This is a genomic window from Luteibacter sp., assembly GCF_036500425.1.
Lineage (GTDB): Bacteria > Pseudomonadota > Gammaproteobacteria > Xanthomonadales > Rhodanobacteraceae > Luteibacter.
The window spans coordinates 40,881-53,249 of the sequence record NZ_DASYCB010000020.1 but is presented as its reverse complement, the minus strand read 5'-3'; the positions used below and the strand labels follow the sequence as shown (position 1 = coordinate 53,249).

The following is a 12,369-nucleotide window of genomic DNA, read 5'->3' as shown; positions in this document are numbered from 1 at the left end:
GCATCATCTTCATGCCTGCAAGTTCTCTAACATCACGTGGCAGCGCCAACCCCCTCCTCCAGCGAGGCGCCACGATGAACGAGGACGACCCTTCCGTACCGCGTCGTGATTTCCTGCGACAAAGCCTTGCCGCCGTCGGCGGTATCGGCCTCGCTAGCACTCTAGGCGCGACAGGCCTCACGGCTCTTTTCAGCGAAACCGCCCATGCGGCGGAGCTTCCCACCACCGATGTCATCACGCGTGCCAGGCGTGAGCTGATCATGTTCCACGGGCAATCGAACGCGGTGGGTACCGGCGGGCGACCGGCCCTGACCTTGCAGCAGATCTACGCCAACGTGACGTTCAACGGCGGCGTGCGCCCCGGCGTCAATCCTGCCGCGATGACCGGCTTCACGCCCCTGGTGGAATACGACAGCGGCAGTGGAACGGGGGGAGAAGTCGGTACGAACGGTTGCGCCGACGGCCTCGTGGAGTACACCCAGGTACTCACCGGTATCCCATTCACGGCGCAGTTCAGCCAGTACAGCGCGTTCTCCAGTGCGGAGGGCGGTCGGCCGATCGGGTATTTCGCCAGTTTCCTTGAGGACAGCAACCTCGGCGGCTACCAGGGCTGGAAGAACAGCCAGCTGCGCCTGCAATCCATGATCACGCAGATGCGTGCGGAAGCCGCGGTCACGGGCGGAAACATGGCCTGGCTCGCCACGACCTGGCAACAAGGCGAGGCCGACTCCACCGGGCTCACCGAAACCCGTGCGACCTACGCCAAGAAACTCACCGCGCTCGAACGCGCGCACTGGTTGAAGCTCTGCCAGGTGCTCGTGCCCGAACAGGCGTGGCGACCCCTGTGGCTAGTCGCCCAGGTGTGCAGCCACAACAGCTACGGCAGCACCAACCTCGCATTCTGCAATCCCTTCATCGCACTCGCGCAGCGCGACGCGTGCCTCGCCAGCGCTTATATGCGCATGGTCAATCCGCAGTACCTGTTCGACTACGCCGACGAATCCGCGCTCAAGCAACCGATGCTGCACCTGACCAACGAATGCCACCGCTGGCAGGGTCGTTACTTCGCGCGTGCGATCTACCAGCTGATCCAGGATCGCCAGGGCGGCGTGCCGATGCGCCATCCCGCGCTGGATATGGTGTCGGCCATGGTGGTGGGCCCCCGCACCATCTACATCGCGTTCAACGTGCCCGCCGGAGGCCTGGTGCTGGACACATCATGGGTCGCGGCAACCCGCAATGCCGGCCTTGATGTGCGCGATGCGAACCATGCAGTGGTGCCTGCCAGCGCGACGGACGATAACCTCATCGCCGCGATCGACGTGATTGCCGGCGATATCCTGCGGCTTACCCTCAAGGTCCCGCTACCCGTCGCCGCCACCAGGCTCAGCCTCGGCTGGGGCGACCGCAACGAGCCGGCAGCCCTCGCCGGTCGCATGGCCGGCCCGCGCAGCAACATCCGCGATTCGGCCGGTGATATCGATCTGTACACAGCCAGCGATGGCACGCTTCGTCCCATGCATAACTACGCATTGGTCGGCGACGTGCCGCTCACCCGGCTCTAGCTCAACCGGTTCGTTCAAACTCATCGCACGCCCGCACCATCGCAGGCTCATGCGTGGCATCACGCGGCCGTTCGTGCGCGTGGCCGTGCAGCGTCTCGACCCGTTGGCTCGAAAGGTCCGCACCTCCCGCGAGCGTCTTGCCGACCGGGCAGCGCTCGGCCATTTCCATCAGCCTCGCCAGCTGGTCGGCGTCGAGCTTGCCTTCGATGTAGATCTGCCGGTCGAAGCGATCCCGCCCCGTGGCAGCATCGCGGCTGTGCGCCACGGCGATCTGGATCTTCGACACCGGCCACGCCTTGCGCCTGGCATACATCTGCATGGTCATCGCCGTGCATGCGCCCAGCGCGCCGCTGATCAGCTCATACGGCGTCGGCCCCGAGGCGAGCCCGCCCAGCTCGGCAGGCTCATCGGCGTAGAAGGTCGGGCCCTGGGCAGCGATGGCCACCTGGTACCCGCCGGCACCTGTCGTTTCGATAAGAACCGGTTTGTCACCCATGACGAAGCCTCTGGAGGTGCGGTAGTCGATAGCGTCGTAGTGTCGGGTCGCCAAAGCATGCGATCAAGCGCTGTAGTACCAAACCGCCATGACTTGAAGCCGACCGCCGCGGTTTGCCACGGTCACCGACACGCTGGAAGTTCAACCGGCGTTTAGTGTCCAAAAAGCAGCAGGCCGGTTCTATCGGGCTGGCGGCGCTCGCCTGACACTCGGCGCGAACCACCCGCCCGTCGCCACCCGCTTTTGGGGTCAACGCCATGAACGTCGCTCGTCGTTATCCGTCCGTGCTCGCTGCGGTCATGCTGCCGCTTGCCCTGGGATTGACCGCGTGTGGAAAGCCTGCGGCGAACGCCTCCGCGCCGGCCGCGGAGGTCGATGTAGCCCAGGTTATCCACAAGTCGGTCGCCGAATGGCAAACCTACTCGGGGCGGCTGCAAGCGATCGAGCGGGTCGATATCCGCGCGCAGGTCCCGGGGACCATCGTGAAGGTGTACTTCAAGGACGGGCAGCGGGTGAAGAAAGGTGATCCGCTGTTCCTCATCGATCCGCGCCCGTACACCGCCGCGGCCGATCGCGCCGCCGCCCAGGTCGCCGCGGCCAAGGCCAGGGCCGTGTTCACCACCGCCGACTACGCACGCGCGCAGAAACTGCTCGCCGGGAACGCCATTTCCAAACGGGATTTCGACGATCGGTCCAATGCGGCACTCACCGCGACCGCGGACGTTAAGGCGGCCCAGGCGGCGCTTGAGGTCGCCAAGGTCGATCTGGGCTATACCGCTATCACGGCACCGGTGGATGGCAAGGTCTCGCGCGCCGAACGTACGCTCGGCAACATCGTGGCCGCGGGCTACAGCTCACCGTCGCTAACGACGGTCGTGTCCATCTCGCCGATCTACGCCGACTTCGACGTCGACGAACAGACTTACCTGGAGTACCTGAGCCAGGTTGGCCAGCGCGACGTACCGGTGCATCTCGGCCTGGCTTCGGAAACAGGTACACCGCGCATCGGCAAGGTCGCCTCGGTCGACAACCAGCTCAACAGTTCAACGGGAACGATTCGCGTCCGTGCGACGTTTGAAAACGCGGATGGAGCCATGGTGCCCGGCCTCTTTGCCCGCGTTTCCGTCGGTGCAGGGCAGGCGCACCCTGCGCTGCTTATCGATGACCGGGCGATCTCGACCGACCAGGCGAAGAAATACGTCCTCGTCGTTGATGACAAGAACAAGGCGCAGTATCGCGAAATCACGCTGGGCAATCTCGTCGACGGTCTTCGCATCGTCGACACCGGCCTCAAGCCTGGCGAACGGATCATCGTCAATGGCTTCCAGCGCGTGCATCCCGGCGACACGGTCACGCCGAAGGTGGTGCCCATGTCGGGCGAGAACGACCCGGTCGCCGTTCGCTGACGCCATCGGCCATAGCGAGATCCCATGAATATCTCCCGCTTCTTCATCGACCGGCCGATCTTTGCGTGGGTGCTGTCCACGCTGATCCTGCTTGCTGGCGTCATCTCGGTCTTCCTGCTCCCGATCTCCGAGTACCCCGAAGTCGTCCCGCCCTCCGTGGTAGTGAATGCTTCGTACCCGGGCGCCAATCCGAAGGTGTTGGCGGATACGGTGGCCGCGCCGCTGGAAGAACAGATCAATGGCGTGGAAGGCATGCTCTACATGCAGTCCCAGGCGAGCGCCGATGGCAACATGACGCTTACCGTGACGTTCCGGCTGGGCACGGATCCGGACAAGGCGCAGCAGTTGGTGCAGAACCGGGTCTCGCAGGCGCTGCCGCGCTTGCCGCCGGATGTGCAGCTGCTGGGCGTGACGACGATCAAGTCGTCGCCGACATTGACGCTTGCCGTTCACTTGATCTCGCCGGACAGCCGTTACGACCAGACATACCTGCGCAACTACGCCCTGATCAACGTCAAGGAGCGACTGGAACGCATCAATGGCATCGGCCAGGTCGTGATCAAGGGTGCGGGTGACTACTCGATGCGTGTGTGGCTGGATCCACCAAAGCTCGCGGAGCGCAACCTCACCGCCAGCGATGTCATCGCGGCCATCCGCGAGCAGAACGTCCAGGTGGCGGCTGGCTTGATCGGTGGATCGCCGATGAACGGGCAGGTGCCATTGCAGCTGAGCATCAACGCGAAGGGGCGCCTGCAGACCGAAGAGGAGTTTCGCGACATCGTGCTGAAAGCGGAGGGTCGCGCGCTGATCCATCTTCGTGACGTCGCACGGGTCGAGCTTGGCGCGGCGGAATTCGGATCGCGGGCGCTGCTGGATAACAAGGAGGCCGCTGCACTGTGGATCTTCCAGCTACCCGGGGCGAACTCACTGCAGGTCTCGCACGACGTGCGCGAGGCGATGAAGGATCTGCGGCAAGATATGCCTCCGGGCATGGAGTACAACGTCGTCTACGACCCGACCACCTTTGTACGGGCGAGCATCGAGGCAGTGATCCACACCCTGATCGAGGCGGTCATCCTCGTCGTGCTGGTGGTTATCCTTTTCCTGCAGACGTGGCGGGCATCGCTCATCCCCTTGCTGGCGGTACCGGTCTCGATCGTCGGTACCTTCTCGTTACTCCTGGTCCTCGGTTATTCCATCAACGCACTGTCTTTGTTTGGCATGGTGCTGGCCATCGGCATCGTTGTCGATGATGCGATCGTGGTGGTCGAGAACGTAGAACGAAATATCGAGTCGGGACTCTCCGCGCGCGACGCGACCTATCAGGCGATGCAGGAGGTCAGCGGACCGATTGTCGCCATCGCGCTGACCCTGGTCGCGGTCTTCGTGCCGCTGGCCTTCATGTCCGGCCTCACCGGCCAGTTCTACAAGCAGTTCGCGATGACGATTGCGATCTCCACCGTGATTTCGGCGTTCAACTCACTTACCTTCTCGCCAGCGATGGCTGCGTTGTTGCTGAAGGGCAGGGATGAACCGAAGGACTGGCTGACGCGCGGCATGGATCGCGTCTTCGGGCGCTTCTTCGGTGTCTTCAACCGGGTGTTCCAGAAGGGCTCCGATCACTACGGCAGGGGCGTCGCCGGGGTGATCCACCACAAAGGGGCCATGATCATCGTGTACCTGATCCTGTTACTGGGTGCGGGGTACATGGGCCATATCGTACCGGGTGGTTTCATCCCAGCACAGGACAAGGAATACGTCATCGCGATCGCCCAGCTGCCAAACGGAGCTTCGCTGGATCGCACCGATGCGGTCACGCGCGAGATGGGCCGGATCGGCCTCGCCCAGCCCGGCGTGGAGCATGCCGTCCAACATCCCGGCCTGTCAGTTAACGGTTTCGTGAATTCATCCAGTGCCGCGATCACGTTCCTCAAGCTCACGCCAGCGGCGGATCGGCATGGGGAGGCGGAGTCGGCGGGAGCCATCGCCGCGGCGTTGAACAAGAAATATGCAGCGATCAAAGGCGCGTTCATTGCGGTGTTTCCCCCACCACCGGTGCTGGGTCTCGGTACGCTTGGTGGGTTCAAGTTCCAGATCGAGGATCGCGGCGCGCAGGGTTACACCGCGTTGAACGAGGTGACCAAGGCGTTCCTCGCCAAGGCGGCGAAGACGCCGGAGCTCGGGCCCGCCTTCACCAATTACCAGATCGACGTGCCGCAGCTGAAGGTGGATCTGGACCGCGACAACGCCAAGCAACTCGGCGTCGCCGTGACCGACGTGTTCAACACCATGCAAGTCTTCCTCGGCTCGCAGTACGTCAACGACTTCAATCGGTTTGGTCGCGTGTTCCAGGTGCGCGTGCAGGCGGATGCGCCGTTCCGTGCGCACCCGGAAGATATCGGCCAGCTGAAGACGCGGAATACGGCAGGCGAGATGATTCCGCTCTCGTCGCTGGTGAAAGTATCCAACACGTTCGGCCCGGAGTCCGTGGTGCGCTATAACGGCTATCTCGCCGCGGATATCAACGGCGGCCCCGCGCCAGGGTACTCGTCGGGCGAAGCCCAGGCCGCGGTCGAGCGTGTCGCCGCCGAAACGTTGCCGCGCGGCTTCAAGCTCGAATGGACCGACCTCACCTACCAGCAGATCATCGCCGGCAACACGGCCGTGATCGTGTTCCCGGTCAGCCTCTTGCTGGTCTTCCTCACCCTGGCCGCGTTGTACGAAAGCCTGACCTTGCCACTTGCGGTCATCCTGATCGTGCCGATGAGCCTGCTCTGTGCGTTGCTTGGCGTATGGCTGGATAACGGTGACAACAACATCTTCACCCAGGTCGGTTTGATGGTGTTGGTGGGTCTTGCATCGAAGAACGCCATCCTGATCGTCGAGTTCGCCCGCGAGCTCGAGATCCAGGGCCGCAGCATCGTCGATGCGGCGATCGAAGCCAGCCGTCTGCGTCTGCGCCCGATCCTCATGACCTCGATCGCCTTCATCATGGGCGTCGTTCCGCTGGTGTTCTCACACGGCGCCGGATCCGAGACGCGGCATGCCATGGGCGTCGCGGTGTTCTTCGGCATGCTCGGCGTCACCTTGTTCGGGCTGATGCTGACGCCGGTGTTCTACGTGCTCATGCGTATGCTTGCCGGTGCGCACCGCCTCGAAGACAAGCATGGCCGTAACGGCCGCGTCATCGGTATCGAAGATGCCATACCGGAGAGGGCGGGCTGATGCGTATCCCATTAACCATCCTCAGTATGGCCGTGATCACGTGCATGGCCGCGTGCTCGCTGGCCCCGACCTACCACGTACCGGACATGAAGGCGCCTGCGGCCTACAAGGAAGCGCTTGGCGCGGATGCCCAGGGCAGCTGGCAACCCGCGATACCTGCCGAGGCAGATGGTCGCGGCGAATGGTGGAAGGTCTTCGGCGAGCCCGAACTCGATGGCCTGGAAGCACAAGCGCTGGAAGGCAACCCGGGACTGGCTGTGGCGGCCGCACGCGTCCAGCAGGCCCGCGCGGCGGAGCGCACCACGGGCGCGGCGCGCTTCCCCAACGTTTCCGCCGGGCTTGGCCCGACGCGGCAACAGAATGCACCGGAATCGCTCGGCGTGCCGGATACCGGTGTGCGTCCGGATGCGCAGACCGTCTGGCGGGCACAGGCCAATATTTCGTACGAAGTCGATCTGTTTGGCCGTGTGGCGTCCAGCGTCGCGGCCGCGCGCGCGGATAGCGCGGAGGCACGCGCGCTGTTCCAGTCGGTGCAGCTCATGCTCCAGGCCGACGTGGCGCAGAACTATTTCCGGCTGCGTGAGCTGGATGCCGAACTCGTCGTTTACGACCGCGCCATCGTGTTGCGCCAGGAAACGCTGACCTTTGTGTCGAACCGCTACGAGGCAGGCGAGGTGACCGACCTCGACCGCGCACAGGCCGAGGCGGAACTGGCCACGGCAAAGTCCGATGCCATGTCCGCCCGCCGCGCGCGTGCGGCCTCTGAACATGCGCTCGCCGTCTTGTTGGGCAAGGCGCCGGCCGATTTCACGTTCGCGCCGACGCCGCTGAAGCCGGTCGAGCTGCGCATTCCGGCGGGCCTGCCTTCCTCCCTACTCGAGCGCCGCCCGGATATCGCCGCAGCGGAGCGGGCCATGGCAGCCACCAACGCGCGCATCGGCGTGGCGAAAGCGGCGTATTTCCCGTCCATCCTGCTGACCGGCTCGGGCGGCTACGAAGCGGAAAGCCTGAGCAACGTGTTCAAGTGGTCCAGCCGTACCTTCCTGCTGGGTCCGCTCGTCGGCACGGTGGTGAACCTGCCGTTGTTCGATGGCGGTGTGAGGAAAGGCAACCTCGAACAGGCGCGTGCCCGTTACGAAGAGAGCGTGGCGCAATACAGGGGCCAGGTGTTGATCGGCTTCCGCGAGGTCGAGGACAGCCTTTCCGCGCTGCGGATCCTGCAGGAACAGACCACGGTGCAGGGCGAAGCGGTCAATGCATCGACACGTGCCTTCGGCCTGTCGAAGGCGCAATATGAGGACGGATCGGTGGCCTACCTGAATATCCTGGATGCCGAGCGCGTAGTGCTTGCGGCCACGCTCAATGAGGTGAGGCTGCGTGGTGAGCAAGCGGGCGCCACGGTCGACCTGATCCGGGCCCTGGGCGGTGGCTGGGCACAGGAGCCCGCGCCATCCGCCGCGCCACCCCTGGCTATGGATAGCGCCAAACCGCTGCCACGCTAACGCCGCCGACCGAGGTTCAGACCATGCCGGGTTCAACATTGGGCGCGATGCTTCGCATCACCGAAAACTGCATCAAGGCCGATTGCCTGCAGGACCTTGAACGTAGTGCCAGCAGCAACGGCCCCTGCGGCGAACGCGACCTGCGCCAGGTGCAGGAGTTCTTCGACACCGCCAAGACCGACTTCACCAGCCGGATTCTCGCGGGTGCCGAGGTCCGGCCGGTCCAGCTGGGTGCCGGCAAGAACAACACCGTTGCGCTGATCCTGCAGACCTTCCGTTGGACGCCGGACTACGACATCCGCAACCCCACCCATCCGTACAACGCGGCGTGGAAGGTCTTCGCGACCTGGTGCGCCGACAACGATCTTGCCCCGGTGCTGCGCAAGTACCACGACGCAAAGGGCAAGGAGCACTGGTATGAGCTGAGCGTCCGCTCGGCCCTGGAGTCTCCAGCGAACGGGTGACCGCCACTGTCCGCGTGGCGCTGTCCGCGGACACGCGGGTGGCCGTGCGCCGATCCAGCAAACGTGCGTGGAAACAGTGAGATAGCGAACGCCATCTGGCGTGGCATGGTAGTTGCTGAACGCCGGGGAGCCTCCGCGCGTTCAGGGAAAACATCCATGCGTAAGAACACCCTCTCGGTTTGCCTCGGCAGCCTGCTGGCCTTGTCCGGTTTCGTGCCCGCCGTAGCTGGCGCTGAAGACCTTATGGATATCTACCGCGAGGCGGTCGCCAACGACCCCGTGCTGGCCAGCGCCGATGCCCGTCGGCTGGTCGTGGCGGAAGGCGTACCGCAGGCGCGCGCGGCGCTGCTGCCGCAACTTTCTGCGGGGCTCAATCTGCAGCAGTTCCATCCGGCTTACTCGAACAACACGAACGACGATGGCACGCCGGTCAACGGTGGCGATGGCCATAGCCGCCAGCGTGACCTCACCTTGAACCTTGACCAGACCGTGGTCGATCTTTCCAAGTTCGCGCGCGAACGCCAGGCGAAACAAACCGCCGAAGCGCAGGATGCGACCTACCGGGGTGAGCTCCAGGACCTCTATGTCCGCACCACGCAGGCGTATTTCAATGTACTGGTCGCACAGGACCAGGTCGAGATCTTCAGTTCGTACGAAGACGCCTATAAGCAGGAATTCGATCAGGTGAAGGTGCTGCACGACAAAGGCCTCGCGCCTGAAGCGGATCTCACCCAGTCGCAGGCTTACTACCTGTTCGTCAAATCGCAGCGCGTCGATCTGGATAACGCGCTGAAGGATGCGCGACGTGCGTTGCAGCAGCTCACGGGTAAGGAACCCGGCACGCTGAAGACCTTGCGCGAAGACCTGCCGATGGATCGGCCTACGCCAGATGACGCGAACGCGTGGGTCACCCAGGCCATGGAGCAGAATCCGGCCGTCGTGGCGGGCACGCACCTGGTCAAGGCCGACGAACACTCGGTCAACGCGGCGCGCAGCGGTCACCTGCCCACGCTTAACCTTGCAGTGGGCTACGACAAGCTCGGCGCGTGGTCGAACGTGAATCGCGGCGGCGCGGGCTACGGCCCGGGCAGCACCACGATCGGGCTGGTCCTTTCCGTGCCGCTGTTCAGTGGCGGCCTCACGCAGTCGCAGGTTCGCCAGGCGATCCATCAGCGCGATGCCGACCAGGGCGACCTGGAAGGCTCGCGCCGCCAGGCCGCGCGCGATGCGTACAACTACTACAACCTGATCATCGCCGGCATCGGCCAGGTCAACGACGCACGCGTCGCTGCGGATGCAGCCAAGAAGTCCCTCGCCTCACTACGCGCCGGCTACGACATCGGCACGCAGAGCCTGACCAACGTGGTGGTGGCGATCCAGATCCAGGCGAACGTCCGCAGCCAGTACACCGAACTCCGTCATCAGTTCATCGTGAACAAGCTGCTCCTGAAGCGCACGGTAGGCGCGGCGGAGCTGAAGGATATCGAGGAGATCAACCGGTTGCTGCAGTAACCACCGAACCAGGAGTGTTCACGAGGCGATCTGGGCCAACTGCCTGGCGACATGGTCGGTGAAATGCGGAATCACTCGGTTCCTCTCCGGGCAGCGTTCGTCTGCCTACACCATAAGCGATTGGTGGGCGCCCACGCCCGCCATCGTGCCTGATGCGATGGCGATGCTGGCATTCTGCATGGCCTGCGCGGCATCGCCGGCGGCGTAGACGCCCGGCACGCTTGTGGCCTTCCAGTCATCCACTTCGACGTAAGGCCCCATCGGACCTTCGGTTACCGCGCAACCCAGCTGTTCGGCCAGCGGGCTGGCGATGCTGGTTCGGGGTGCAACGAACAGTGCGCCGATTTCCAGTTTGCGGCCATCGGCGAGCACGACGGCGGTGAGACCTGGTGCGTCGCCATGCAGGCCGACGACCGGCGTACGTTCAATCGTCACTCCGCGACGTTCGAGTAGCTCGATCTGTTCGGGATCGGGTTCGTACTCGCCCTGGGTGAAGAATGTGGTCGGCCCCCAGTCAGGCAGCATCTTTGCCTGGTGCCACGAGTGCGGCGAGCTCGCCAGCGAACCGAGCTGCCGGTCGCGAACCTCGTAGCCGTGGCAATACGGGCAATGGATCACGCTGGTACCCCAGCGTTCCCACAGTCCGTCGATCTCTGGCAGGTGATCTTTCACGCCGGTGGCGAGCACGAGCCGTTTCGCGGTTTCGCGGCTACCGTCGGCAAGGGTCACCTGGAAGCCGTCATCGACGCGCTCAGCCTTCACCGCTTCCGCATCCATGAAGCCGGCCGTGGGGTACGACAACAGCTGGCGCGTGGCTTCCTGCACGATCGCGCGCGGAGGTTTGCCGTCATGGCCGACGATGCCATGCGCACCCTTGGCGTACCGATTGCGGGGTGCGGCTGCGTCTATCACGAGCACCCTGCGTCGCGCGCGAGCCAATTGGATGGCGGCCGCTTGGCCGGCGAAGCTGCCGCCCACCACGATCACGTCGAAGGACATATCAGGCCCCTTTTAGTTTATGGCCAGTCATGGCCGAAATGTGCTGCACGCGCTGCGCAAGATCGGCCAGTGTCACGCTTGCAAGACGCGCTTCCACGACGCGCTCGGCCTCGGCCAGCGCATCGTCGACCGCGTCGATCACCGCGCGTTCGACCAGGCACCCGGGGGACTCGTTGCGCGCGGCGAGTGGCAGGATCCGCTCGCCCAGCGCCCGCTGTACATCGATGAGTGCAATCTCCGCAGCGGGTCTGGCCAGCCGCCAGCCGCCGCCGTGCCCCTTGTCGGAACTGACGATCCCCGCTTCGCGCAGGCCGGCAAAGGTGCGCCGGATCACCACGGGATGGGTCTCGACGCAAGCGGCCATCTCGGCCGAGGTCATTGGCTCGCTCCCGCGCTCAGCCATGTGCAGGAGGACGTGGAGCGCCACGGAAAGGCGATCGTTGCGTTTCATGTAACTAACACTATTACATGATATGACCGAGGGCAACTCTGGGCGGACGAGTGGCTGCACTTGGTGAGCCCGTCGCCCTACTCGGCGCAGTCATGGTTTTTCTTCGTGACGATTCCGCAGGTGGTGCGCTATGCGTCGATCAGGCCTGCCGCGATCGCATCGGCAACATCTTCAGGCGTGTCGAGGTCGCGCTCCAGCGCATCGCGGCGTACGGCGGCCGGGTGGCTGCCGGCCCAAAGGCGGCGGAAACCGGCATCGCCCTGCAGCGTGCTGGCCAGGGCCATGGTCTGCGGACGAAGCAGGGCCGGTGGGCCAAGGGCGTCGCCATAGGCCGAGACGACGTCGCAGCTACCGTCGTAGCAGACGAACAGCTTATCGAGGTGTTCCTGGGTCAGGCACGGCTGGTCGACCAGGGTGACCAGCACGGGATAGTTCCGGCCGGCCAGCGCGGAGGCAGCGCGGCATAGCGACGAGCCCATGCCTTCTTCCCAGGTGGGGTTGAACAGAATCGCCGTGCCGGTGACCAGCGGGGCCAATTGCTCGGCGCGGGCACCCAGGACCACCAGCAAACGCGTGGGGCAGGTGGCCTTGGCCAGGCGCACGGCCCGCTGGAGCAGGGTCTCGCCGTTGATGGTCAGCAACTGCTTGGGCTTGCCCAGGCGGCTGCTGCCTCCCGCGGCAAGTACCACCGCATCATGTTCCCCACGTGCACGCATCTGTCTTCCGCTAAAGCGACGAACCTGAGGCCA

The 12,369-nt window shown here is 64.4% G+C and carries 10 protein-coding genes; 6 read left to right on the top strand and 4 right to left on the bottom strand.

Features of this window, described 5'->3' with window-relative positions:
• Window positions 1-74: 74 nt before the first annotated feature.
• On the top strand, window positions 75-1,565 hold the full coding sequence (locus tag VGN46_RS04485; RefSeq protein WP_331641062.1) for a hypothetical protein: 1,491 nt from the start codon (window positions 75-77) through the stop codon (window positions 1,563-1,565).
• A 1-nt stretch (window position 1,566) separates the two neighbouring features.
• Here the strand turns inward: VGN46_RS04485 and VGN46_RS04480 are convergent, their stop codons facing one another.
• A complete protein-coding gene (locus VGN46_RS04480; RefSeq protein ID WP_331641060.1) occupies window positions 1,567-2,061 on the bottom strand; it encodes an OsmC family protein in 495 nt (164 codons plus the stop codon).
• A gap of 257 nt (window positions 2,062-2,318) precedes the next feature.
• On the opposite strand from VGN46_RS04480, the gene VGN46_RS04475 reads away from it, so the two are divergent.
• The 5 genes from VGN46_RS04475 (at window position 2,319) to VGN46_RS04455 (ending at window position 10,170) form a co-directional block, all read left to right on the top strand.
• Window positions 2,319-3,467: an efflux RND transporter periplasmic adaptor subunit gene (locus tag VGN46_RS04475; protein ID WP_331641058.1), complete on the top strand. Its 1,149-nt coding sequence runs from the start codon at window positions 2,319-2,321 to the stop codon at window positions 3,465-3,467.
• A gap of 24 nt (window positions 3,468-3,491) precedes the next feature.
• The gene (locus VGN46_RS04470; RefSeq protein WP_331641055.1) at window positions 3,492-6,692 is read left to right on the top strand and encodes a multidrug efflux RND transporter permease subunit; all 3,201 of its coding nucleotides are present in this window, start codon (window positions 3,492-3,494) and stop codon (window positions 6,690-6,692) included.
• Window positions 6,692-8,194, top strand: coding sequence for an efflux transporter outer membrane subunit (locus tag VGN46_RS04465; protein ID WP_331641053.1), 1,503 nt, complete (start codon window positions 6,692-6,694; stop codon window positions 8,192-8,194). The genes VGN46_RS04470 and VGN46_RS04465 overlap by 1 nt, the downstream gene beginning before the upstream one ends.
• Window positions 8,195-8,217: 23 nt before the next feature.
• On the top strand, window positions 8,218-8,658 hold the full coding sequence (locus tag VGN46_RS04460) for a hypothetical protein (RefSeq protein WP_331641051.1): 441 nt from the start codon (window positions 8,218-8,220) through the stop codon (window positions 8,656-8,658).
• A 156-nt stretch (window positions 8,659-8,814) separates the two neighbouring features.
• Window positions 8,815-10,170: a TolC family outer membrane protein gene (locus VGN46_RS04455; RefSeq protein WP_331641050.1), complete on the top strand. Its 1,356-nt coding sequence runs from the start codon at window positions 8,815-8,817 to the stop codon at window positions 10,168-10,170.
• A 105-nt stretch (window positions 10,171-10,275) separates the two neighbouring features.
• On the opposite strand, the gene VGN46_RS04450 is transcribed toward VGN46_RS04455, so the two are convergent.
• The 3 genes from VGN46_RS04450 to VGN46_RS04440 all read right to left on the bottom strand — a co-directional run bounded on the left by VGN46_RS04450 (window position 10,276) and on the right by VGN46_RS04440 (window position 12,336).
• On the bottom strand, window positions 10,276-11,169 hold the full coding sequence (locus VGN46_RS04450) for an NAD(P)/FAD-dependent oxidoreductase (RefSeq protein WP_331641049.1): 894 nt from the start codon (window positions 11,167-11,169) through the stop codon (window positions 10,276-10,278).
• Between the two features lies 1 nt (window position 11,170).
• Window positions 11,171-11,620, bottom strand: coding sequence for an Rrf2 family transcriptional regulator (locus tag VGN46_RS04445; protein ID WP_331641048.1), 450 nt, complete (start codon window positions 11,618-11,620; stop codon window positions 11,171-11,173).
• A gap of 128 nt (window positions 11,621-11,748) precedes the next feature.
• Window positions 11,749-12,336, bottom strand: a complete 588-nt coding sequence (locus VGN46_RS04440; RefSeq protein ID WP_331641047.1) for a nucleotidyltransferase family protein — start codon at window positions 12,334-12,336, stop codon at window positions 11,749-11,751.
• Window positions 12,337-12,369: the final 33 nt, after the last annotated feature.